At 70.8% G+C, this 23925-nt stretch carries 20 protein-coding genes; 16 read left to right on the top strand and 4 right to left on the bottom strand.

The window, feature by feature from the left end; genetic code table 11:
• The first annotated feature begins 152 nt into the window (after positions 1 to 152).
• Positions 153 to 887 (top strand): SDR family NAD(P)-dependent oxidoreductase, encoded by a 735-nt coding sequence (locus ACX80J_RS01245; RefSeq protein ID WP_459346560.1) that lies wholly within the window; start codon positions 153 to 155, stop codon positions 885 to 887.
• A 58-nt stretch (positions 888 to 945) separates the two neighbouring features.
• On the opposite strand, the gene ACX80J_RS01240 is transcribed toward ACX80J_RS01245, so the two are convergent.
• Positions 946 to 1770 (bottom strand): M15 family metallopeptidase, encoded by an 825-nt coding sequence (locus tag ACX80J_RS01240; protein ID WP_459346559.1) that lies wholly within the window; start codon positions 1768 to 1770, stop codon positions 946 to 948.
• Positions 1771 to 1772: 2 nt separating this feature from the next.
• Positions 1773 to 2750 carry a type I pantothenate kinase gene (gene coaA / locus ACX80J_RS01235; RefSeq protein ID WP_459346558.1) on the bottom strand — a complete coding sequence of 326 codons (978 nt, stop codon included), beginning with the start codon at positions 2748 to 2750 and terminating at the stop codon, positions 1773 to 1775.
• Between the two features lie 61 nt (positions 2751 to 2811).
• On the opposite strand from coaA, the gene glmS reads away from it, so the two are divergent.
• From glmS to ACX80J_RS01190, 9 genes are all read left to right on the top strand, one after another.
• Positions 2812 to 4752, top strand: coding sequence for a glutamine--fructose-6-phosphate transaminase (isomerizing) (gene glmS / locus ACX80J_RS01230; RefSeq protein ID WP_459346557.1), 1941 nt, complete (start codon positions 2812 to 2814; stop codon positions 4750 to 4752).
• 54 nt (positions 4753 to 4806) lie between these two features.
• A complete protein-coding gene (locus tag ACX80J_RS01225) occupies positions 4807 to 5178 on the top strand; it encodes a holo-ACP synthase (RefSeq protein WP_459343804.1) in 372 nt (123 codons plus the stop codon).
• Between the two features lie 44 nt (positions 5179 to 5222).
• The gene (locus tag ACX80J_RS01220) at positions 5223 to 6776 is read left to right on the top strand and encodes an NAD(P)H-hydrate dehydratase (protein WP_459346556.1); all 1554 of its coding nucleotides are present in this window, start codon (positions 5223 to 5225) and stop codon (positions 6774 to 6776) included.
• Positions 6777 to 6913: 137 nt separating this feature from the next.
• Entirely contained in the window at positions 6914 to 9100 is a 2187-nt protein-coding gene (gene glgX, locus ACX80J_RS01215) for a glycogen debranching protein GlgX (RefSeq protein ID WP_459346555.1), read from the top strand.
• A gap of 49 nt (positions 9101 to 9149) precedes the next feature.
• Entirely contained in the window at positions 9150 to 11471 is a 2322-nt protein-coding gene (gene treY, locus ACX80J_RS01210; protein WP_459346554.1) for a malto-oligosyltrehalose synthase, read from the top strand.
• Positions 11468 to 13219 (top strand): malto-oligosyltrehalose trehalohydrolase, encoded by a 1752-nt coding sequence (treZ, locus tag ACX80J_RS01205; protein ID WP_459346553.1) that lies wholly within the window; start codon positions 11468 to 11470, stop codon positions 13217 to 13219. Before treY ends, treZ begins: the two co-directional genes overlap by 4 nt.
• A gap of 158 nt (positions 13220 to 13377) precedes the next feature.
• On the top strand, positions 13378 to 14628 hold the full coding sequence (locus ACX80J_RS01200) for a GGDEF domain-containing protein (RefSeq protein ID WP_459346552.1): 1251 nt from the start codon (positions 13378 to 13380) through the stop codon (positions 14626 to 14628).
• Complete coding sequence (mgrA, locus tag ACX80J_RS01195) at positions 14625 to 15671, top strand: L-glyceraldehyde 3-phosphate reductase (RefSeq protein WP_459343798.1); 1047 nt, start codon at positions 14625 to 14627, stop codon at positions 15669 to 15671. The genes ACX80J_RS01200 and mgrA overlap by 4 nt, the downstream gene beginning before the upstream one ends.
• 94 nt (positions 15672 to 15765) lie before the next feature.
• Entirely contained in the window at positions 15766 to 16515 is a 750-nt protein-coding gene (locus ACX80J_RS01190; protein ID WP_459346551.1) for an HpcH/HpaI aldolase family protein, read from the top strand.
• Positions 16516 to 16542: 27 nt separating this feature from the next.
• Here ACX80J_RS01190 and ACX80J_RS01185 read toward each other — a convergent pair whose 3' ends face one another.
• The gene (locus ACX80J_RS01185) at positions 16543 to 17913 is read right to left on the bottom strand and encodes a family 4 glycosyl hydrolase (protein WP_459346550.1); all 1371 of its coding nucleotides are present in this window, start codon (positions 17911 to 17913) and stop codon (positions 16543 to 16545) included.
• Between the two features lie 115 nt (positions 17914 to 18028).
• Here ACX80J_RS01185 and ACX80J_RS01180 point away from each other — a divergent pair, with 115 nt between their 5' ends.
• Complete coding sequence (locus tag ACX80J_RS01180) at positions 18029 to 19162, top strand: PfkB family carbohydrate kinase (RefSeq protein WP_459346549.1); 1134 nt, start codon at positions 18029 to 18031, stop codon at positions 19160 to 19162.
• A 22-nt stretch (positions 19163 to 19184) separates the two neighbouring features.
• Here the strand turns inward: ACX80J_RS01180 and ACX80J_RS01175 are convergent, their stop codons facing one another.
• On the bottom strand, positions 19185 to 19763 hold the full coding sequence (locus ACX80J_RS01175) for a GIY-YIG nuclease family protein (RefSeq protein ID WP_459346548.1): 579 nt from the start codon (positions 19761 to 19763) through the stop codon (positions 19185 to 19187).
• A 107-nt stretch (positions 19764 to 19870) separates the two neighbouring features.
• Here ACX80J_RS01175 and alr point away from each other — a divergent pair, with 107 nt between their 5' ends.
• Genes alr through tsaD form a run of 5 tightly spaced genes read left to right on the top strand, consistent with a single transcriptional unit; the run spans position 19871 to position 23922 of the window.
• Positions 19871 to 21076 (top strand): alanine racemase, encoded by a 1206-nt coding sequence (alr, locus tag ACX80J_RS01170; RefSeq protein ID WP_459346547.1) that lies wholly within the window; start codon positions 19871 to 19873, stop codon positions 21074 to 21076.
• A complete protein-coding gene (gene tsaE, locus ACX80J_RS01165) occupies positions 21021 to 21602 on the top strand; it encodes a tRNA (adenosine(37)-N6)-threonylcarbamoyltransferase complex ATPase subunit type 1 TsaE (protein ID WP_459346546.1) in 582 nt (193 codons plus the stop codon). The genes alr and tsaE overlap by 56 nt, the downstream gene beginning before the upstream one ends.
• Positions 21603 to 21611: 9 nt before the next feature.
• A complete protein-coding gene (tsaB, locus tag ACX80J_RS01160) occupies positions 21612 to 22313 on the top strand; it encodes a tRNA (adenosine(37)-N6)-threonylcarbamoyltransferase complex dimerization subunit type 1 TsaB (RefSeq protein ID WP_459346545.1) in 702 nt (233 codons plus the stop codon).
• Entirely contained in the window at positions 22310 to 22804 is a 495-nt protein-coding gene (gene rimI / locus ACX80J_RS01155; RefSeq protein ID WP_459346544.1) for a ribosomal protein S18-alanine N-acetyltransferase, read from the top strand. Before tsaB ends, rimI begins: the two co-directional genes overlap by 4 nt.
• Positions 22801 to 23922: a tRNA (adenosine(37)-N6)-threonylcarbamoyltransferase complex transferase subunit TsaD gene (tsaD, locus tag ACX80J_RS01150; protein ID WP_459346543.1), complete on the top strand. Its 1122-nt coding sequence runs from the start codon at positions 22801 to 22803 to the stop codon at positions 23920 to 23922. Before rimI ends, tsaD begins: the two co-directional genes overlap by 4 nt.
• Positions 23923 to 23925 lie beyond the last annotated feature (3 nt).

The following is a 23925-nucleotide window of genomic DNA, read 5'->3' as shown; positions in this document are numbered from 1 at the left end:
GACCGGGGGATCTCGTTGGGTCTTGCGGTGCGCCGTCGGCACGCGGGACCCTAGGCTGATCGCCGGCGGCCGGACGGGCCGGCGAGGACCCACTCCGGGAAAGGAGCAGCTCCGATGAAGAGTGCGTCAGGAACTCGAAAGGCGGCACGAGCATGAGGATTCTGGTCACCGGCTCCACCGACGGGCTCGGGCTGGCAGCAGCGGAAGCGCTGCTCGGGGACGGACACGACGTCGTCGTGCACGCCCGCAACCAGGACCGGGCGGCCGCTCTCGAAGCCCTGATCCGCGGAGGCGCGGACCTCGTGGTGGGGGATTTCGAGGACCGGGACGCGGTGCTGCGCATCGCAGGGGAACTGAGCGGAGCTGAACCGCTGGACGCGGTGATTCACAACGCAGGGGTCTGGAGCGGGCGGGCGGTCTTCCCCGTCAACGTCGTCGCGCCCTACCTCCTGACCGCGCTGCTCCGGGGCCCGCGGCGCCACGTCTACCTGAGCAGCGGCTCCCACTACGGTGGGCGCGCGTCGCTCGACGGCGTGGACTGGCGCGGGGGCGTACCCGGCTCCTACGGGGACAGCAAGCTCTTCGTGACGACGCTCGCCGTCGCGCTCGCCCGCCTGCAGCCCCGACTGCTCAGCAACGCGGTGGACCCCGGCTGGGTCCCGACCAGGATGGGCGGACCCGATGCCCCCGACGACCTCGAGCTCGGCCACCAGACCCAGGTATGGCTCGCGACGGGAGACGATCCGGACGCCCTCACGAGCGGCGGGTACTGGTACCACCGACGGCGGCGCGAGCCACACTCGGCGGTGCACGACGTCGCGTTTCAGGACCGGCTCCTCCAGGCCCTGGCGGAGGAGACCGGCGTGCCCCTGGCGCCCGAGCTCTGATCTGGGCCCGGTTCCTGAGAAGGCCCGAGACCTCCGGAACCGCCGGATGAAGTATGCGTCAGTAGGACGGAGCCGCGGGGAGGCCGAAGTGCTCCTCGAGCGTCGGTGTCCCGGCAGCCCTCATCGCGAGGGACACGTCCCTGCCGACGTAGCGGTAGTGCCAGGACTCGGCCGAGAAGCCGGTGATCCCGTGGAATCCCAGCGGGTAGCGGAGGAGGAACCCGAAGTCCGCCGCGTGCACCGCCGTCCACCGGGCGGCGGCGGTATCGCGGAAGCACAGGACGAGTGAGCACGCGCCGTCCGCCTGGCCAATGTCGAACGCGAGCCCCGTCTGGTGCTCGGAGTAGCCCGGGCGCGCCGACACGGTATCCGCCGCCGCGGCATCCCCGTACTCACCCACCCAGTGGGCGTACGTCGATTCCTGGTCGGCGAAGGAACGGTAGCCGCTGAGGAGGACCAAGCCGACGCCGTCGTCCTCCGCCGCCGCGAACATCTCCTCGACGGCCGCGGCGGTGTCGGAACGCAGGAGCGTATCGCCGGCGGTGGCCACCTCGGGCAGGCGCAGCCCGGTGGGAGCGTAGTCCAGCGGTACGAGGGGACGCCGTTTGTTCACGACGACGTCGACGGCGCCCGGATCGGAGTGCAGGTCCGGGGGAGGGGACGAGGGGCGGGCCGCTGCCTCCGCGCCAACGGGCACGGGCGCGGGCTCCCGCTGGGCCGGCGCCAGAAGGTCACTGGTGGGGGCCGGAGAGCCGGCCCGGGAGGGGTCCTGCGACGCCGCGACGGCGCTAGTGGAGGCAACAGTTCCTGCAGGGCCGGGCGCGGAGCAGGCCGCGAGTCCGAAGCACAGGAGCACCAGAACCGCGCACGGCACGACGCGCATGGTCAGGTTTTCCGCAGGAGCATGCGCCGGACCGAGTGGTCGGCGTCCTTCGTCAGGACGAGCTGCGCGCGGCCGCGCGTGGGCAGCACATTGGCGACGAGGTTGGGTTCGTTGATGCGCTGCCAGATCCCCTTCGCCGTCTGCCGGGCTTCCTCGTCGGTGAGGTTCGCGTACCGGTGGAAGTAGGACTCCGGGTCGGCGAAGGCACTGGACCGCAGGGACTGGAAGCGGTCGATGTACCACTGCTCGATGTGGGAGGTCTTCGCATCGACGTAGATGGAGAAGTCGAAGAAGTCGCTGAGCGCGAGGCCGGTGATGCCGTCGGGCCGCGGACGGGCGGGCGCGAGGACGTTGAGGCCCTCGACGATCAGGACGTCCGGCCGCCGGACCACCACTTCCCGGCCCGGGACGATGTCGTACGTGAGGTGCGAGTACCAGGGGGCGCGCACCTCGGCCGCCCCGCTCTTGATCTCACTGACGAAACGGAGCAGGCGGCGCCGGTCGTAGGACTCCGGGAAGCCCTTGCGCTGCATGAGTCCGCGCCGCTCGAGCTCGGCGTTGGGGTACAGGAAGCCGTCGGTGGTGATGAGTTCCACATCCGGGGTGTCGGGCCAGCGCCGCAGCAGTTCACGGAGCACCCTCGCCGTCGTCGACTTGCCCACCGCCACGGATCCGGCGACGCCGATCACGAAGGGCGTCCTGGTGGTCGTCTCCCCGAGGAACGTGTTGGTGGCCGCGTGGAGTTGCCCCGCCGCGGCGGTGTAGAGGTTCAGCAGGCGGGAGAGGGGAAGGTACACCTCGCGCACCTCGTCGAGGTTCAGGGTGTCCCCGAGGCCCTGCAGGCGCTGCACGTCCTCGACGTTGAGCGGGCTCTCGATCTCGTTGGACAGGCGCGACCACATCTGGCGGTCCAGCTCGACGAAGGGTGTGATGGATTCGGCACTGGTGGCCTGTTGCGTGCCCGTGCTTCTCTCACTCACCCGTCGATTCTGCCCGGTGCCCTGCGCATTAACAAACGGAGCCACCGGTACGCTTGATGCCATGTGTGGAATTGTGGGATACGTAGGCCGGGACCACGGCCAGGAATCATCGGTGCTGGACTCGATCGCCCCGGCGTTCGGCCAGGAGCCGGCCGACGGGCAGCACGGAGCGCTCGACGTCGTCATGGAGGGCCTCCGGCGCCTCGAGTACCGCGGGTACGACTCCGCGGGCGTGGCGGTGATCACCGCGGACGGCATCGAGTCCCGTAAGAAGGCCGGCAAGCTGACCAATCTCGTGGAGGAGCTGGCCGCCGATCCGCTGCCCCGCTCGATGACCGGTATCGGCCACACCCGGTGGGCGACGCACGGCGGACCCACCGACCAGAACGCGCACCCCCACCTGGCCGACGGCGGGAAGCTCGCGCTGATCCATAACGGAATCATCGAGAACTATGCCGAGCTCAAGGCCGAACTCACGGGTGAGGGCCTGACCTTCATCTCGGACACGGACACCGAGGTCGCGGCCGGGCTCGTCGGTTACCTCTACCGCGGACTCGTCGAGAGCGGCGCCCAGGGCGATCTGCTGACCCTGGCCCTGCAGCAGGCCTGCCAGCGCCTCGAGGGTGCCTTCACCCTGCTCGCCATCCACCAGGACCAGCCGGGCACCGTCGTCGCCGGACGCCGCAACTCACCGCTCGTCGTCGGACTCGGCGACGGCGAGAACTTCCTGGGCTCCGACGTCTCGGGCTTCATCGACTTCACGCGCCGCGCCGTCGAGCTCGGCCAGGACCAGATCGTCACCATCACGCCTGACGACGTGACCATCACCGACTTCCTCGGTGCACCCGCCGAGGGCACCGAGTTCCACGTCAGCTGGGACGCGGCCGCTGCCGAGAAGGGCGGCTTCGACTCCTTCATGGAGAAGGAGATCCACGACCAGCCGGACGCCGTCGGCCAGACGCTCCTCGGCCGGTCCGACGCCTCGGGCAGGCTCGTGCTCGACGAACTGCGCATCGACGAGTCGATCCTGCGGTCCGTCGACAAGATCGTCGTGCTCGCCTGCGGCACCTCCGCCTATGCGGGCCAGGTGGCGAAGTACGCCATCGAGCACTGGTGCCGCATTCCCACCGAAGTGGAGCTCTCGCACGAGTTCCGTTACCGCGACCCGATCGTGAACGAGAAGACCCTGGTGGTCGCCATCTCGCAGTCCGGCGAGACCATGGACACGCTGATGGCCGTCCGGTACGCCCGCGAGCAGGGCGCCAAGGTCGTGGCCATCTGCAACACGAACGGCTCCACGATCCCGCGCGAATCGGACGCCGTGCTCTACACGCACGCCGGCCCCGAGATCGCCGTCGCCTCGACCAAGGCGTTCCTCGCGCAGATCACCGCGGCCTACCTGCTGGGCCTGTATCTCGCCCAGCTGCGCGGCAACAAGTTCCGTGACGAGATCGCGGACGTGCTCGCGGACCTCTCGGAGATCCCCGCGAAGATCCAGGCCATCCTCGACGACGCCGACAAGATCAAGCAGCTCGGCGCGGACATGGCGAACGCGAAGTCGGTGCTCTTCCTCGGCCGCCACGTCGGCTTCCCCGTGGCCATGGAGGGTGCACTCAAGCTCAAGGAGCTCGCCTACATCCATGCCGAGGGCTTCGCCGCCGGTGAGCTCAAGCACGGTCCGATCGCGCTCATCGAGGAGGGCCAGCCCGTCGTGGTGGTCATGCCGTCCCCGCGCGCCCGGGACTCCCTGCACGCCAAGGTGGTCTCCAACGTCCAGGAGATCCGCGCGCGCGGTGCCGTCACGATCGTCATCGCGGAGCAGGGCGACACCTCGGTCGAGGCCTACTCCGAGCATGTCTTCTACGTGCCCGCGTCCCCGACGCTCCTCGCACCGCTGCTCACCACGGTCCCGCTGCAGATCTTCGCGCTCGCCCTGGCCAGCGCCAAGGGCTACGACGTCGACCAGCCGCGCAACCTGGCGAAGTCGGTCACGGTTGAGTAGTCCGGTCCGGATGCCGCCGCGGTTCTCCGCGGCGGCATCCCGTCGGTGCGCCGCATGATCGTCGGTATCGGCGTCGACGTCGTGGACATCGAACGCTTCCGGCAGCAGCTCGAGCGGACCCCGGCCCTCGTCGAGCGGCTCTTCGTGCCGTCCGAACGCGGGCTCAATACCCGGTCCCTGGCTGCCCGCTTCGCGGCCAAGGAAGCCATCGCGAAGGCCCTCGGTGCGCCGGTGGGCATGAACTGGCAGCACTGCACCATCGCCGTCGACGAGGCCGGTGCGCCGTCGGTGGTCATCGACGGGACCGTCGCCGACGCCGCACGGGCCCGGGGCGTCGAGACCTGGCACCTCTCCATCAGCCACGACGGGGGCCTTGCCACAGCCATGGTCGTCGCGGAAGGCCGCATCCCGTCCGGCAAGAAATAGTAACCGTACTGATCATCGGCCCGCTTACCGCTAAGCTCGATCATATGCTTTCAGCCTTTTCCGGTGGTGACGTCCGCTCTGCGGAGGCACCACTCATCGACGCCGGCCAGGGGAACGCCCTGATGCAGAAGGCTGCCCACGGGCTGTTCGGCGTGGTGCTCGGCCTGCTGCGCGCCGACGGGCGCGGCATCTACGGAGCCACCGCCGTCGTGCTCACCGGGAGCGGCAACAACGGAGCCGACGCCCTGTACGCGGGGGAGCGGCTCCTGCGCCGCGGCGTCGCGGCGACCGCGATCCTCACCGCCGACCGCGTGCACGCAGCCTCGCTCGAGGCCTTCGTCCGCGCGGGCGGGACGACCGTCCGGCTCGACGACGCCGATCCCTCCGAGCTCGCCGCCCATGCCGCGGCCGCCGACGTCCTGATCGACGGGATCCTCGGGACCGGCGCCAGCGGAGGGCTCCGCGGAGCCGCCGCCGCCTTCGTCGAGGCCTTCAACGCGGCAGCCGGTCCGCGCGGGACGCGCTCCACGATCGTCATCGCCTGCGACCTGCCCAGCGGCATCGGCACGGACTCGGGCCGCGTCGAGGGGCCCGTCCTCTCCGCCGACGCGACCGTCACCTTCGGGGCGGCGAAGCCCGGCCTCCTGATCGGTGAGGGCGCCGTGGCGGCCGGCGAGGTGAACGTTGTCGACATCGGCCTCGATTTCTCCTCCTTCGTCCCCGTGGCCCGGACCCTGCTCGCCTCCGACGCCGCCGCCCTGCTGCGCCCGCCCCGCGCCGGGGACCACAAGTACTCGCGCGGTGTCCTCGGCGTGGCCGCCGGATCGGCCCGCTACCCGGGAGCCGCCGCACTGGCCGTCGGTGCGGCCCTCGCGACCGGAGTCGGCATGGTCCGCTACCTCGGTCCCGACGCCGTCGCCGCCCTGATCCACCAGCGGAACCCGGAAGCCGTGGCGTCCGCCGGTTCCGTCGCTGACGCCCGATCCCAGGCATGGCTCGTGGGGCCGGGTGCCGTGGACGACGACGACCAGCGCCGGCGCGCCGTCGATGCCATCGCCTCGGGTCTGCCCACGATCGTCGATGCCGGAGCGCTCGGCGCCGTACCCGAGCGCGGGGGTCCCCAGGTCATCCTGACGCCCCATGCGGGGGAGCTGCGCCAGCTGCTGGCCGAGCGCGGCCTCGACGCCGAGCGGTCAGAGATCGAGGCCGAACCCGCGCACTTCGCGCTGCGGGCCGCCGAGACGACCGGCGCCACGGTGCTGCTCAAGGGGTTCACGACCGTCGTCGCGGCGCCGTCCGGGGCCCTGTTCGTGCAGGCCGATGCGACGCCCTGGCTCGCCACGGCCGGTTCCGGGGACACGCTCTCCGGGATCATCGGCGCGCTCGCGGCGACCCTCGCGGAGGACGACGGTGCGGCGGGCCGGATCGGCGTCGCGCAGGAGGACCTGTGGGCAGCAGTCGCCGCGGCGGGGGCGCTGATCCACGGAAGCGCCGGCCGGCGCGCCGCACTGCGCGGCCCGGTGGTCGTCTCGGACCTGCCCGCCGACATCGGCGCGGTCGTCGCGGGCCTCCTCGAGGAGCGTCGCCTAGCGATGTGAGGGACGCAGTTAACCGCACCGACAGACGAATGCGCTATGTATGAAGCAGGGAATCGGGGTCCGAAGACCCCGGCGACTGCGAGTATCACCGTGGCTGCCCCCGAGGCGCCCACGGCAGAAGACATCAAGGAGAACTCATGGAACTATGGCCCGGCGACGCGTATCCCCTCGGAGCGACCTATGACGGCACGGGAACGAACTTCGCGCTGTACAGCGAGGTGGCGGACCTGGTCGTCCTCTGTCTCTTCGACGACGACGGGACGGAGACCTGCGTCGAACTGAAGGAGGTCGACGGCTACGTCTGGCACGGGTACCTGCCCCACGTGACCCCCGGACAGAAGTACGGCTACCGGGTCCACGGACCCAACAACCCGGCCGAAGGACACCGCTGCAACCCCAACAAACTCCTTCTGGACCCGTACGCGAAAGCCGTGTCCGGGGACCTCGACTGGGACCAGGCGCTCTTCGGCTACAACTTCGGCGACGAGAACTCCGTCAACAACGAGGACTCCGCCAAGCACATGATGCTCGGCGTCGTCGTCAACCCCTTCTTCAACTGGGATGGCGACCGCATGCCGCGCACGCCCTACCACCAGTCCGTCATCTACGAGGCCCACGTCAAGGGCCTCACGCAGCTGCATCCGGACGTCCCCGAGGAGCAGCGCGGCACCTACGCCGGCATCGCGCACCCCTCCGTGATCGCGCACCTGCAGAAGCTCGGCGTCACGGCGATCGAACTCATGCCCGTGCACCAGTTCGTCAACGACAGCACGCTGCAGGAGAAGGGCCTCTCGAACTACTGGGGCTACAACACCATCGGATTCTTCGCGCCGCACAACAAGTACACCTCCACGGGCGACCAGGGCGAGCAGGTTCAGGAGTTCAAGGCCATGGTGCGCGAACTGCACCTCGCCGGCATCGAGGTCATCCTCGACGTGGTCTACAACCACACGGCCGAGGGCAACCACATGGGCCCCACCATCTCCATGCGCGGTATCGACAACGCGTCCTACTACCGCCTGGTGGAGGACGACAAGCAGTACTACATGGACACGACGGGTACGGGCAACTCGCTCAATGTCGGCAACCCCCACTCCCTGCAGCTGCTCATGGACTCGCTGCGCTACTGGGTCACGGAGATGCACGTCGACGGCTTCCGCTTCGACCTCGCCTCCGCCCTCGCCCGCGAGTTCTACGAGGTGGACCGCCTCTCGGCCTTCTTCGAACTCGTGCAGCAGGATCCGATCGTCTCGCAGGTCAAGCTCATCGCCGAGCCCTGGGACGTCGGTCCCGGCGGCTACCAGGTGGGCAACTTCCCGCCGCAGTGGACGGAGTGGAACGGCAAGTACCGCGACACCGTCCGCGACTTCTGGCGTGGGGAGCCCTCGAGCATCGGCGAGTTCGCCTCGCGCCTGACCGGCTCGGCCGACCTCTACGAGCACAGCATGCGGCGCCCCGTGGCGTCGATCAACTTCGTCACCGCGCACGACGGCTTCACCCTGCGTGACCTCGTGTCCTACAACGAGAAGCACAACGAGGCCAACGGCGAGGACAACAACGACGGCGAGTCGCACAACCGCTCCTGGAACGGCGGCGTCGAGGGACCCACCGACGACCCCGAGGTACTGGCGATCCGGGTGCGCCAGCAGCGCAACTTCATCGCGACGCTCCTGCTCTCGCAGGGTGTCCCGATGCTGCTCCACGGTGACGAACTGGGCCGGACACAGGAGGGCAACAACAACACCTACTGCCAGGACTCCGAACTGAGCTGGGTGCACTGGGACAAGATGGACCAGCCGCTGCTCGAGTTCACTGCCGCCGTCAACCGCCTGCGGTCCGAGCACCCGACGTTCCGTCGCCGCCGGTTCTTCGACGGGCGCCCCGTGCGCCGCGGCGAGGGCGAGGCACTGCCGGACATCGTGTGGCTGGACACGTCCGGCGAGCTGATGGCGCCCGAGGACTGGAACAGCGGCTTCGGCCGCTCGATCGGTGTGTTCCTCAACGGACAGGGCATCCAGGGCCGTGATGCGCGCGGCCAGCGCATCGTCGACGCCAACTTCCTCCTCTACTTCAACGCCCATGACGAGGCCGTGGACTTCACGATTCCCTCCGACGAGTACGGGACCTCGTGGGACGAGGTGATCGACACGGCCGGCAAGTATGCCGACACCGAGGCGATCCCCGCCGGCGCCACGATCTCGATCGAGGCGAAGTCCATGGTGGTCCTGCGGGCGCACTCCGAGGTCGAGGACCTGGACCACTCGGTCGCGGCGTCCCTGGCGATCCTCGCCAACGAGGTCACCGCCAAGACCGGAACCCCCTAGCACCACCCCGACAGGTACATCCCATCCACCGTCCCAGGAGGACCCCCACGTGTTGACCCCGAAATCGACGTACCGGCTGCAGATCCGGAGCGAGTTCGACCTGCATCGGGCCGCGGCCCTGGTGCCGTACCTGCACGACCTCGGGGTGGACTGGGTGTACCTGTCGCCGATCCTGACGGCGGAGAAGGGGTCCGGCCACGGCTACGACGTGACCGACCCCACCTCCGTCGACCCCGACCGCGGCGGTCCGGGCGGCCTTGCAGCACTCAGCAAGGCGGCCCGGGCCGCGGGCATGGGGGTGCTGGTGGACATCGTCCCGAACCACATGGGCATCGAGACGCCGGCCGACAACGCGTGGTGGTGGGAGCTCCTGAAGGAGGGCCGCGGCTCACGCATGGCGGAGGCCTTCGACGTCGACTGGGACGCAGGGAACGGGCGCATCCGGGTTCCGGTCCTGGGCGACGGCGACGGCGAGCTCGACCAGCTCACCGTGGTCGACGGCGAACTGCACTACTACGACAACCGCTACCCGATCGCCGAGGGCACGGCCCATCCCGGTGATACGGGTGCCGAGGTCCACGCACGCCAGCACTACGAACTCGTGAACTGGCGCCGCGCCGACGCCGAGCTGAACTACCGGCGCTTCTTCGGGGTCAACACCCTGGCGGGCCTGCGCGTCGAGGTGCCGTGGGTGTTCGAGGAGAGCCACAGCGAGGTGAAGCGGTGGTTCGACGAGGGGCTCGTGGACGGGCTGCGCATCGACCACCCGGACGGACTCGCCGACCCCAAGGGCTACCTCGACGACCTCTTCACCCTGACCGGCGGTGCCTACGTCCTGGTGGAGAAGATCCTCGAGCCGGGGGAGAAGCTCTCGGAGGACTGGGCCACCGAGGGCACCACGGGCTACGACGCGCTCGCCGACATCGATCGGCTCTTCACCGACCCTGCCGGGGAGCACGTCCTCACGCAGTCCGTGCCCGTGGAGCCGTTCCACGAGATGATCCACGGGACCAAGCGCGGGATCGCCGACGGCATCCTCCGCTCCGAGGTGCTGCGCCTCGCGCGGCTCGTGCCGGCAGGCGCGAACCTCGACGCAGGCTCCGCGGCCGATGCGATCGCCGAGCTGCTGACCTGCTTCCCCGTCTACCGCAGCTACCTCCCGGGCGGCGCCGACCACCTCGCCGAGGCGGTGCGGGACGCCCAGGTGCGCCGTCCCGATCTCGCGGACACCATCACGGCGCTGCACCCGCTCCTGAACCCCTTCCTGGACGGGGCGGACGGTGCGGACGGGCTGACGGAACTCGCACGGCGGTTCCAGCAGACCTCGGGGATGGTCATGGCCAAGGGCGTCGAGGACACGGCGTTCTACCGCTACTCCCGGCTCGTCTCGCTCAACGAGGTGGGCGCCGATCCTGCGATCTTCTCGCTGAATCCGCTGGAACTCCACCGGCGGCTGCTCGAGCGGGAGACGGACAGCCCGCTGGCCATGACCACGCTCAGCACGCACGACACCAAGCGCAGCGAGGACACCCGTGCCCGCATCTCGGTCCTCTCCGAGGTCGCCGGCGAATGGACCGGCCTCCTGGCGCAGCTCGAGGAACGCGCACCCATCGGGGACCCGACCTTCGCGCCCCTGCTCTGGCAGTCGCTTCTCGGAGCCTGGCCGCTCAGCAGGGAACGCGCCCACGCCTACGCGGAGAAGGCCTCGCGTGAGGCGGACCTCAGCACGCACTGGACAGCCCCGGACGAGGACTTCGAGCGCGGCCTGCACGCCGCCGTGGACGCCGCGTTCGACGACGACGCCGTGTCCACGCTTCTCACGGCCTTCGTCGAGCGCATCCAGCAGGCGGGGTGGTCGAACTCCATCGGCCTGAAACTGCTCCAGCTGACCATGCCCGGCGTGCCGGACGTGTACCAGGGCACGGAGTTCTGGGACACCTCCCTCGTGGATCCGGACAACCGCCGCGAGGTGGACTACGACGCACGCCGGCAGGTGCTCACCGACCTCAACTTCGGGGCACTGCCCCCGCTCGGGGCGGATGCGCACGCGAAGCTGCTCGTGGTGACCCGCGCCCTGAAGCTGCGCCGGGACCGCCCCGAACTGTTCACCGGGTACACCGCCGTCCCGGCGTCCGGGCAGGCTGCGGACCACGTCTTCGGCTTCGATCGCGGGGGCGCCGTGACGCTGCTCACCCGCCTGCCCCACGGACTCGCGCAGCGCGGCGGATGGGGCGGAACGACCATCGAGCTCCCGCCCGGCAGCTACACCTGCGCCCTGACCGGTGCCGCCGTCCGAGGCGGCACCGTACGCGCGGCCGACATCTTCTCCACCTTCCCCGTAGCCCTACTGGTCCAGGAGGACGCATCATGAGCTCACCGTTCGACGTCTGGGCGCCCCGCGCCGAGTCCCTCACCCTCGTCGCCGACGGCACCGAGTACCCCATGACCCAGGGCGAGGGCGGCTGGTGGCACCCGGACAAGGCTCCGGCGGCCGACGACGTCTCCTACGGCTACCTCGTCAACGGATCCGGCACGCCCGTGCCCGATCCGCGCTCGCGCCGCCAGCCCGACGGCGTCCACGAACTCTCGCGCACCTTCGACCCGTCCGCCCACGACTGGCAGGACGAGTCCTGGCAGTCGCCTGGCCTCAACGGCGGCGTCATCTACGAGATGCACCTCGGCACCTTCACACCGGAAGGGACGCTCGACGCCGCCATCGGGAAGCTCGACCATCTCGTCGACCTCGGTGTGCAGTACGTCGAGCTGCTGCCGGTGAACGCCTTCAACGGCACCCACAACTGGGGCTACGACGGCGTCCTCTGGTATGCCGTTCAGGAGACCTACGGCGGGCCGGCCGCCTACCAGCGCTTCGTGGACGCCGCCCACCAGAAGGGTCTCGGCGTCATCCAGGACGTCGTCCACAACCACCTGGGCCCGAGCGGGAACTACCTCGGCCTCTTCGGCCCGTACCTCACCGAGGGGATGTCCAACACCTGGGGCGACTCCCTGAACCTCGACGGACCGCAGTCGGACGAGGTGCGCGACTACGTGGTGGAGAACCTGCTCATGTGGTTCACGGACTACCACGTGGACGGACTGCGCCTGGACGCCGTCCATGCCCTCCACGACGAGCGTGCCGTCCACATCCTCGAGGAATTCGCCGAGCGTACCGACGAGTGCGCCGCCGAACTCGGCAAGCCGCTGTTCCTGATCGCGGAGTCGGACCTCAACAACCCGCGGCTCATCTCGGGCCGCGACGTGGGCGGGTACGGTCTCGCGGGCCAGTGGAGCGACGACTTCCACCACGCGGTGCACGTCAACCTCACGGGGGAGACCGAGGGGTACTACCTCGACTTCAACTCGGTCGGCGCCCTGGCGAAGGTCCTGGAGAAGGGCTTCTTCCACAACGGGACCTACTCGTCGTTCCGGGAACGCCACCACGGCCGCGAGATCGATCCGTCCCGCGTCTCGCCCCTCCAGCTCGTCGTCGCGGCCCAGAACCACGACCAGATCGGGAACCGGGCCGCCGGCGACCGCATCAGCGCCACGCTGAACCCGGCGCAGCTCGCGCAGGCCGCCGTCCTGACCATCCTGGGACCCTTCACCCCGATGCTGTTCATGGGGGAGGAGTACGGGGCGTCCACGCCGTGGCCGTTCTTCACCTCCCACCCGGAGCCGGAACTCGGCAAAGCCACCGCCGAGGGGCGCCTGAAGGAATTCGAGCGCATGGGCTGGAAGCCCGAGGACGTCCCCAACCCCCAGGACCCGGCGACCTTCGCCTCGGCGAAGCTGGACTGGGCGGAGGCGGAGCAGGGGCACCACGCCGAACTGCTCGCCACCTACCGTGAACTGATCCGCCTGCGCCGCTCCCGCCCCGAACTGCGCGACGCCGACTTCGGCAGCATCTCGGTGGACTTCGACGAGGAGCACCGCTGGATCGTCCTGCACCGCGGCAGCACCGCCGTCGTCCTGAACCTCGGCGACGCACCGGTCACCGTGCCCGTGCGCGGGGCCGATGCGGAGGTCCTGCTGTCCACGGTCGACGGGGTGGGGGTGCTCGACGACGGCGTGCAGGTGCCGCCTCACGGCTCGCTCGTCCTCAGCCTCTCCGCAGGGTAGCTCGGGGACTCTGCAGGGGTTCGGGCAGGACCGGGGACCGGATCGGCCAAAGGGTCCGAGGACTCCGTCATACTGGGCTGGGACTCCTTCCCGGAGGGAAGGCCGGTCGCGTCCCTGCAGCGGAACGGGACCGGGGAGCACGAGGCGGCAGGAACACCATGACCCTGGACATCACGACACTGCGGGTGGCGTTCGGCGCTCTCGCCGTCACCCTCTTCGTGCTGTTCTACACCGTCGCCTTCCGCCAGACCCGGTCCGCCTACAGCGCCTGGTGGTGCGCCGCCATCGCGTTCTTCTTCACGGGCTCCTCCGCGTACCTGCTGGACGGCACCGCCCACCAGATGTGGGCCAACCCGCTGGGCAACACGCTGCTGGTGATGGGTGCCACCAGCGTCTGGGCCGGTGCGCGGACCCTCCGCACCAGCGAACCCGCGTGGCTCCAGCTGTCGGCGGCTCCGCTCCTGACCCTGCTCGCCTCGGTGGTCGACAGCCCCGCGACGAACACGTGGTCGGGAGGCCCGGTGTTCCTCGGCATGATGTCCCTGACCATCGGCCTCGCCTCCTGGGAGCTGTGGCGCCTGCCCGGCAGCTACAGCAGGGTGCAGGCGCCGCTGGCGTTCGCGTCCGGGTTCCTCGCGCTCCTCTACCTGGGGCGGTGCATCGCGTTCGTCGCCGGCGGCCAGGACGGCTACGTCTTCACGACCTACTTCGGTTCGGGGATCACCACCCTGATCACCATGCTCCTCCTCGTCGTCGTGTCCTTCAGCGCTGCCGCCCTCAGCGCCGAGCAGATCGCCACGGACCTCCGCAGGCGCGCGGACAGGGACTCGCTGACCGGGCTCCTCAACCGCGCGGGCTTCCTGGACCTCGCGCGCGTCCAGCTGGACCGGCTGGCGCGCACCAGCAGCCCCGGGACGCTGATCCTCGCGGACCTCGACTTCTTCAAGGCCGTCAACGACACGCACGGGCACGCCGCGGGGGATGAGGTGCTCAAGGCGTTCGCCGAGGCCAGCACGGACACCGTCCGGTCCACGGACCTGGTAGGACGCTACGGCGGCGAGGAGTTCGTCTTCCTGCTGCCCGGCGCGTCCCTTGCGCGGAGCGAGGACATCACCCGGGAGGTGAGCAGGGCCCTGCGCGGACACTCGACGCCCGGAGGCGTCCAGATGCCCACGGTGAGCTACGGCGTCGCCGCTCTCGAGGCAGCCGGCTACGATCTCGATGCCTCCATCGCCGCCGCGGACCGGGCGCTGTACGCGGCGAAGGCCGGCGGGCGGAACCGCTCCGTCCGGGCGGTCCGCCCTCCGCGCAGGACCGGGTCGGCGGAGCAGGTCCAGGCGCACCTCCGGCTCCAGCAGGTCCAGGCGCCTGAACTCCGCGGGGGACGCTCGCCTAGGATGAAGGGATGACCTACCACCCCGCTGAAGACCGTTATGAGAAGATGCCCTACCGCCGCGTGGGAAAGAGCGGCCTGCACCTGCCCGCCGTGTCCCTCGGACTGTGGCACAACTTCGGGGACGACAAGCCCTTCGACACGCAGCGGGACATCCTGCGCCGGGCGTTCGACCTCGGCGTCACCCACTTCGACCTGGCCAACAACTACGGGCCGCCCTACGGAAGCGCCGAGACCAATTTCGGGCGGCACCTGAAGGACGACTTCCGGCCGTTCCGCGACGAGCTCGTCATCTCGAGCAAGGCCGGCTACGACATGTGGCCCGGCCCGTACGGGGACTTCGGCTCGCGGAAGTACCTGCTGGCGAGCCTGGACCAGTCGCTCGAGCGGATGGGCCTCGACTACGTCGACATCTTCTACAGCCACCGCCCGGATCCCGGGACCCCGCTCGAGGAGACGATGGGTGCCCTGGACACGGCCGTCCGGTCCGGTCGCGCCCTGTACGCGGGCATCTCGTCCTACTCGCCCGAGCGAACCCTGGAAGCCGCAGCGATCCTGAAGGACCTGGGCACCCCGCTGCTCATCCACCAGCCCTCCTACTCGATGCTCAACCGCTGGGTGGAGAACGGGACGCCGAACCTTCCCGAGGCCCTCGAGACCGTCGGCGCCGGTTCCATCGCGTTCTCCCCGCTCGCGCAGGGGCTGCTGACGAGCCGCTACCTCGACGGCGTGCCGGCGGATTCGCGGGCGGCTGCCGCCAAGTCGCTGTCGGAGGACCACCTGTCGGAGGACAACCTCCGCCGCGTGCGCGGCCTCAACGGGATCGCGGAGCAGCGCGGACAGAGCCTCGCCCAGATGGCCATCGCCTGGATCCTCCGTCCCCAGGCCAAGGGCACGCCCATCACGTCGGCGCTCATCGGTGCGTCCAGCGTGCGGCAGCTGGAGGACAGCCTGGCGGCGGTGCGGAACCTCGACTTCACGTCCGAGGAGCTGCGCGCCATCGACGAGTTCGCCGTCGATTCGGACATCAACCTGTGGGCCCGGGCGCTCGACGCCTGATGCCCCGGTCCGGACGGCGGTCCCGGCCCGCCGTCCGGACCACCGTCCGGCGCCGCCGAGCGCCACGAAGCCCGGGGTCGGACACAATGGGGGCATGACTCCCGGAACACCGTCCCCTGATCCGCTGCTCGGCGCCTGGGCCACGCTCGGCGAGCCCCGCCTGACCGGCGAACTCGCGCGGTCCGGTCTCGGCTGGGTGGGTCTCGACGCCCAGCACGGCCACTTCGACGACCGCTCCCTCCGCGACACCCTCGGCGGCCGGTCGGCGGACGCAGCCCCGATGCTCGTGCGCGTGGCCGCCAATGACGCCGCGCTGATCGGCCGGGCGCTCGACGCCGGTGCGGACGGCGTCGTCGTCCCCCTCGTCAGCGTCGCCGACGCCGAAGCGGCTGTGGCGGCGAGCCGCTACCCGCCGCACGGCGTCCGCAGCTGGGGTCCGCTGCAGGGCAGCCGGCCGGCGTACGGCCCCGGGTCCGACGGCGGACCCCACGACGTCCCGCTGTGCGCGGTGATGGTCGAGACCGCCGCCGCGCTCGACGCCGTCGAGGAGATCGCCTCCGTGCCCGGGGTGGACATGATCTTCGTCGGTCCGTTCGATCTTTCGCTCGCCCTGGGACTGGACGTGGAGGACCTCCTGGCGTCCACCGATGACAGCGCGCCGCTCGGACGGATCGTCCGTGCCTGCAGGAACGCCGGGATCCTGGCCGGCGCCTACGCCGGAACACCCGGACGGGCCGTGCTGCTCGCCGGGGCGGGCTTCTCCTGGATCGCTGCCACCACGGACACCGCTCTCCTGCCGTTCGGCGTCGAGGCGGTCCGGCGCCAGGTGCACGGCGACGCCTGAGGGGCGTAGGGGGGGACGCGGGCAGGCTCAGCCGGCCCAGGACGCCTTCAGCGCGGGGAATGCCTCCTCGTAGCCTGCGAGGACCCTCGTCGCCGCATGGAACGAATCGACCAGGGGGTGTCCGGCCAGGGCCCGCAGCGCGGCGTCGCGGTCCCGGTGCACCGCCGCCCGGATCGTCTGCTGCTCGACGGCCTTCACCGCGGACATGAGACCGAGCTGGTGCGGGGTCAGGGGCGCGGCGGGAAGCGGCCGTGCGCCGTACGCGTCCACGACGGACGGAACCTCGACGACGGCGTCCTCCGGCAGCCCGGGGAAGGTGGACCCGTTACGGACGTTCAGGACGAGTTCCGAGCGCGTGCCCGTGAGCAGCGCCCGCATGACCTGGAGGGCCACGCGCTCGTAGCCCCCGCCGGCGAGGTCCGCCTCGTCCCGCTCCTCGTCCGCCGCACGCGCCTCGGCGAGGTAGCCGGACTCCCGTTCCCGCCGGGCGTCCTCCCACACGGCGAACGGATCGTCGGCCGCAGCGAGGTTCGGATAGAGGCCACGCTGCTGATCCCGGAGGATCTCCCCGCGCGTTCGATCCGCGCTGCGGATCGACAGCAGGGCCTCGCGGTGGAAGTAGTAGTAGAACAGGTACTCGTTGGGCAGGGCGCCGAGGACCCGCAGGAGGTCCGGACCGAACAGGCGGCCCTCCTCGAAGCCGGACAGGCGTAGCGGATCGGCGAGCAGTCCGGGGAGGCGGTCGCCCGCGCCGTCGTCGAGCCCCCGGAGCCAGCCCAGATGGTTCAGCCCTACGTAGTCGACGCCGGCGAGCGAGCCCTGCAGATCCACCTGCGCCGCCCGTGCGGCCCGCGTGATGAGTCCCGATGCCGAGTCGCAGATGCCGATCACCCGGGAGCCGAGGACGGTGGAGGCCGCTTCCGTGACCATCCCGGCGGGGTTCGTGAAGTTGATGAGCCATGCGTCCGGAGCGAGGTCGCGCAGGGAAGCGGCGACACGCATCATGTCCGGGATGGAGCGCAGGGCGTAGGAGATGCCGCCCGCGCCCACGGTCTCCTGCCCGAGCAGCCCGGCGGACAGGGCCACACGCTCGTCGAGGATGCGTCCCTCCGTTCCGCCGCTGCGGACCGCGGCGAAGACGATATCCGCACCGGGCAGTGCGTCCTCGAGGCGTTCCTCCACCCGGACCGACGGTGCGGGGCCGCCGCCGGTCACCGGCATGGCGTCGAGCACCCGGGCGATGGCATGCGCCCGCTCCGGCAGCGCGTCGAGCAGGACGACGTCGGACACGAGCCCGGCGAAGGGTCCGCCGGCGAGGGCGCGGTACACGAGGGGCACCCGGAAGCCTCCGCCGCCGACGATGACGAGGGTGGCACCGGTTCCGTCCGCTGTGGGCACCGTTCGTCCTGCTTCCGTCGTGGCCTGTTCTCCCGCGCGGGAGTCGCCGTCGTCGGGCTCCGCACGTTCCGGTGCTGCCGCCCGCGTCCGGCGTTCTGCAAGTATTGTGCCGTACATGTCCCAACAGCACCGTTTCGATCCGCTGGCGGCTCTGCGCGGCCCCGACGGACCCGAATTCGACCTCCTGCTCGCCGGGCAGGTGTTCTTCGACATCATCTTCACCGGCTTGGAGCAGCTTCCGTCCCCGGGCACGGAGGTGTGGACCGACGGCATGGGGTCCGGACCCGGCGGTATCGCCAACCAGGCCATCGCCGCGAGCAGGCTGGGACTGCGCACCACCCTCTCCGCGGCCTTCGGCGACGACGGGTACGGCCAGTTCAACTGGGACGTGCTGCAGGACCAGGAGCACGTGGACCTCTCGCGGTCCCGTGTCTTCGGGCAGTGGCATTCCCCGGTCACGGTGTCCCTGTCGGTGCACCACGACCGCTCGATGATCACGCACGGACACCCGTCCCCGCTGCGCGCCACGGAGCTGATCGGGACTCCGCCGTCGTGCCGGGCCGCCATCGTCGGACTGGAGCAGGAGATGGAACCGTGGGCGCTGACTGCCGCGGCCGGCGGCACGAAGCTGTTCGGTGATGTCGGCTGGGACCCGGCGGGGGAGTGGGCGCCGGAGACGCTCTCCTCGCTCGAGCATTTCTACGCGTTTATGCCCAATGCCGGCGAGGCCATGGCGTACACCCGGACGGAGGACCCTTGGGCGGCCCTCTACTCCCTCGCCGACCGCGTGCCCGTGGCCGTCGTGACGGTCGGCCAGCAGGGTGCGATGGCCATCGACTCGCTCACGGGTGAGGAGGAATGGGTGCCCGCCCTGCCCGTCTCCGCCTACGATCCGACCGGGGCGGGCGACTGCTTCGGCGCGGCATTCGTCATGGGCGACCTGGCGGGGTTCCGGCTCGCCGACCGCCTCAGCTTCGCGAACCTCTGCGCCTCGCTGTCCGTGCAGCACGTGGGTGGCTCACTGGCCGCACCCGGGTGGGGTGACATCGCCGACTGGTGGCGCCGGGTCAGCGCGGGGCGCGACGGCGTCCGGAAGCAGTGGCTGCGCCGCTACGCCTTTCTGGAGGACCTGGTCTCCGACGTGCCCGTCGAGGCGGTCCGCCGGGCGACGGCGACCATCGCGCGGCACTCCGACGCGTCGCCGTCGCGCATGCCCACCTGGCGCGGGGAGATGCCCGGCACCCTGTGACGGGGGTCCGCCGGGGTACCGGCTACCCCCGCAGGGCGGCCGCCTCCCCGAGCCAGCGCGTGTACCGTGCCCAGGGATCGTCGACCCCCGCGGCGAGACGGCCGATATGGTCCTCCACCTCGGGCGCGAGCGTGAACCACTCGGAGCGGTCGAGGCGCCAGGCCGCGAACTGCTCGTGGCGGCGGTGCTCGACGAGCCGGTCGCCGCGCTCGAACGCGAGTACCTCGTCATGCCAGATCCGGGCCAGCCGCCGGCGCGGGTTCGCCGTCGTCCCGATCTTGACGCGGTCCTGGAAGCGGATGTAGTAGACGACGTCGACGCGTGGGGGCGGCAGTCCGTCGTCGAGGACATCACCGACGCGCCACTCGCAGGCCGCGCACGCCCACCCGGACGGGTACCGTACCCCGAGCCGCGACCCGCAGGCGCGGCAGGGCGCCGGCAGCAGGTCGGTGGTGCCCCACTCCGTCCCGGCCCACTCGACGACCAGCTCCACGTGGGCGGGGCACAGCGGGAAGGGCGTACTGCCGGAGTCGCGCCCGCACGGCCGTCCGTCATCACCCGGGAGGACGCACGGGTGGCCGCTCGGCCGGGAATCGGACACGGAGTCGATCTTCCATCCCCGGCCCGCCCCGCGCAACCCGGATCCAGCCGCTCCCGAACGGCTGCTTCCGCCGGAACGCCCTCACGAGAACTGGCAGAATGGGCTGAGTGACTTTCACCGAACGTGCCGCAGAAATCGACCTCGACGCCCTTCGGCACAACATCCGCCACCTCCGCGACATCGCCCATCCGGCCCGCGTGATGGCCGTCGTCAAGGCCGATGCGTACGGCCACGGCGCCGTTCCGGTAGCGCGGGCCGCCCTGGAGGCGGGCGCGGCCTGGCTCGGAGTCGCCCACGTCAGCGAGGGCGTCCGGCTGCGCAAGGCGGGCATCGAAGCCCCGATCCTCGCGTGGCTGCACACGTCCGGGACCGACTTCGTCGCCGGCGTCGAGCACGGGCTGGACCTCGGGATCTCCGGGTGGGAGCTGGAGCACGTCACCGCGGCGGCCCGCGAACTGGAGCGGCCCGCGATCGTGCATCTGAAGATCGACACCGGGCTGGGCCGCAACGGCTGCCCGCCGGACAAGTGGGACGCCCTGCTCAGCAGGGCGGCGCAGTACCAGGAGGAAGGGCTGATCCGCGTCGTCGGGATCTTCTCCCACCTCGCCGTCGCGGACGAACCCGCGCGGCCGGAGACCGACCTGCAGGTGCAGGCGTTCCGTGAGGCCGTCGCCGCCGCGGAGAACGCGGGGATCGACGTCGAAGTCCGCCACCTGGCCAACACCCCTGCGACGTTCTCGCGGCCCGACTGCCACTTCGACCTCGTCCGCGTGGGCCTCGGCATCTACGGCCTCTCGCCCTTCTCCGACCAGGGGTCCGCCGACCTCGGACTGCAGCCCGTCATGACGCTCAGCACCACCGTCTCCAACTGCAAGGAGGTGCCCGCCGGCCAGGGGGTCTCCTACGGGTACGCCTACCGCACGCAGAAGCCGACGACGCTCGGGCTCATCCCCGTCGGCTACGCCGACGGCGTCCCGCGCATCGCGACCGGCGCGCCCGTCCTGGTGGGCACCAGGATCTACCCCGTGGTCGGGCGCATCGCCATGGACCAGCTCGTCATCGACTTCGGCACCACGGGCCTGGTCGACTCGCCCGACAGCCCGCTGGGCAAGCGGGCCGTCCTGTTCGGCGGGACCGGCTCTCCCCCCGTGGAGGACTGGGCTGCCGCCGCGCAGACCATCAACTACGAGGTGGTCACCCGGATCAGCGGCCGTGTCGAGCGCGTCTACATCGACAGGGCCCGGGACGGCGCACAGGATGGCGCACCGGACAGTGCCCGGGACAGCGCACAGGAGGCGGGCCGTGACGCCTGAGTGGGCCCGGACGTACGCCGTCGGCTCCGCCGCCGAGCTGCAGGGGCTCGCCGCCGCGCTCGCCCCCCACCTTCGTCCGGCGGATCTCCTGGTCCTGTCGGGGGAGCTCGGCGCGGGCAAGACGACCTTCACGCAGGGACTGGGGCGGGGACTGTCCGTCGAGGACCGCATCATCTCGCCGACCTTCGTGCTCGTCCGCCAGCACGCGGCGACGGCCGGCGGACCGGGCCTCGTCCACGTGGATGCGTACCGGCTGGACAGCGCCGCTGCGGTCGACGACCTCGACCTCGAAGCCACCATGGCAGCCAATGTCACCGTCATCGAATGGGGAGCCGGCCGGGTGGAGCACCTGAGCGACAGCTGGCTGCGGGTCGACATCGTGCGGCCGCTGGGAAGCACCGACGCGGCGTCCGGCGGTCCGGTGACCGACTTCGACGACGACGGCGAGGACGAGGTGCGCACCGTCACCCTCTCGGGCTTCGGCCCGCGCTGGAGCGGACGGCAGCCGGCACTCCCGCTCGACTAGGCTGGATGAGTGCTTCTTCTCGCCCTCGACACCTCCGCCGCCGCCACGGTCGCGCTCCTGCGCGACGACGACGTGGTCGCGCGGTTCGGCAGCGCCGACACGCGCTCCCATGCGGAGGTCCTCGCCCCGGCGGTGCAACGCATCCTGGCGGATGCCGGCGTGGCCGGCGCGGACCTCGACGCCGTGGTCACGGGCGTCGGACCCGGACCCTTCACGGGACTGCGTGCCGGACTCGTGACCGCCCGGACCCTCGCCTTCGTCTGGGGCGTACCACTCCACGGGGTCATGAGCCTCGACGCCCTGGCCTTCGATGCCACCGTGAGCGGCGCCATCCCGGCAGGGAGCGAGTTCCTCGTGGGAACGGACGCGCGCCGGGGTGAGGTCTACTGGGCCGCGTACCGCGCGCCGTCCAGCAACGGCACCCGGCCCGGACGGGACGCCCACCCGGCACTGCCCGAACTCCTCGACGGCCCCCACGTCGGTCCGGCGGCCGGCCTGCCGAAGGGCCTGCCGCTGGTGGGCCGGGCGGCGGTCCTGTACCCCGACGACGTCGACGGGGTCGGGGCCCTCGCCGATCCCGACGCGGCCTCGCTCGGCCGCGTGGCCCGGCTGCGTCTCCTCGCGGGGGAGCCGCTGCAGGACACCTCCCCGCTGTACCTGCGCGAATCCGATGCCCAGGTCCCCGGACCCCGGAAGCAGGCGACGGCATGAGCTCCGACGGCACCGGCTCCGACGCGGGCTTCACGGTGCGGGACATGGCCTTCGAGGACATCGAGACCATCGGGCGGCTGGAGAACGAGCTGTTCCCGACCGACGCCTGGCCGCTCGAGATGTTCTACACCGAGTTTTTCCAGCCGGACACACGCCGGTACATCGTGGCCGAGGTCGACGGCGACCCGGTGGGGTACGCGGGCCTGATGGTCATCGACACGACGGCCGACATCCAGACCATCGGCGTGCTGCCGGGCTTCGAGGGCCGGGGCATCGGACGGACTCTGCTCACCGAACTGCTCGCCGAGGCCCGGCGGCGCGGCGCCGACAACGTGATGCTCGAGGTGCGCGCCGACAATCCCCGCGCCCAGCAGCTGTACACGCGGTTCGGTTTCCGGAAGATTCACACCCGGCGCAACTACTACAGGGACGGCATCGACGCCTGGATCATGAGGCTCGTCCTGCCGGCCGCCGAAGGAGGCGAGCAGTGAACACCGCCGATCCAGGGGGCCCTGCAACCGCAGGGGATGCCCCTGGTCCCCTGATCCTGGGCATCGAGTCCTCCTGCGACGAGACCGGTGTCGGCATCGTCCGGGGCACGCAGCTGCTGACCAATACGGTGTCGTCCTCGATGGACGAGCACGTGCGGTTCGGCGGAGTCATCCCCGAGATCGCCTCCCGCGCACACCTCGAGGCGTTCGTGCCGACGCTCCAGGCCGCGCTCGACGACGCCGGTGTCACCCTCGACGCGATCGACGCCATCGCCGTCACGGCCGGGCCGGGCCTCTCGGGTGCGCTCATGGTCGGCGTCTCCGCGGCAAAGGCGCTCGCAGTCGCCACCGGCAAGCCCCTGTACGCGATCAACCACCTCGTGGCGCACGTGGGGGTCGGGATGGTCGGCGGCACCTTTGCCGGAGGCCTGCCGCCCAACCTCGGCGCGCTCCTGGTCTCCGGCGGGCACACCGAGATCCTGCGCGTGGGGAACATCGCGAGCGACGTCGAACTGCTGGGATCCACGATCGACGACGCCGCAGGCGAGGCGTACGACAAGACGGCGCGCATCCTCGGCCTCGGCTATCCCGGTGGGCCCGCCATCGACCGGCTGGCCCGGGAGGGCAACCCGAAGGCCATCCGCTTCCCGCGAGGCCTGTCGCAGCCGAAGTACATGGGGACGGCCGAGGAGCCGGGCCCGCATCGTTACGATTGGTCCTTCAGCGGTCTCAAGACCGCCGTCGCCCGCTCCGTGGAACAGTACGAGGCCGCGGGGCTGGAGCTCCCCGTCGCGGACATCGCCGCGTCCTTCCAGGAGGCCGTCGTGGACATCATCACGTCGAAGGCCGTCCTCGCCTGCCGGGAGCACGGCATCACCAACCTCCTCCTGGGCGGTGGAGTCGCAGCCAACAGGAGACTCCGTGAGCTCACGGCGGAGCGCTGCGCCGCCGCGGGAATCACCCTGACCGTCCCGGCGCCGTCGCTCTGCACCGACAACGGGGCGATGGTCGCCGCCCTCGGGGCGCAGATCGTGCTGGATGGCGGCCGTCCGAGCGGCATCGCCTTCGGGACGAACCCGTCCCTGCCGGTCACGAGCATCGTCCTCCCGGAGGTCTGATCC

Source organism: Arthrobacter rhamnosi, from assembly GCF_054510975.1.
This window is presented reverse-complemented; position numbering and strand designations above follow the sequence as displayed.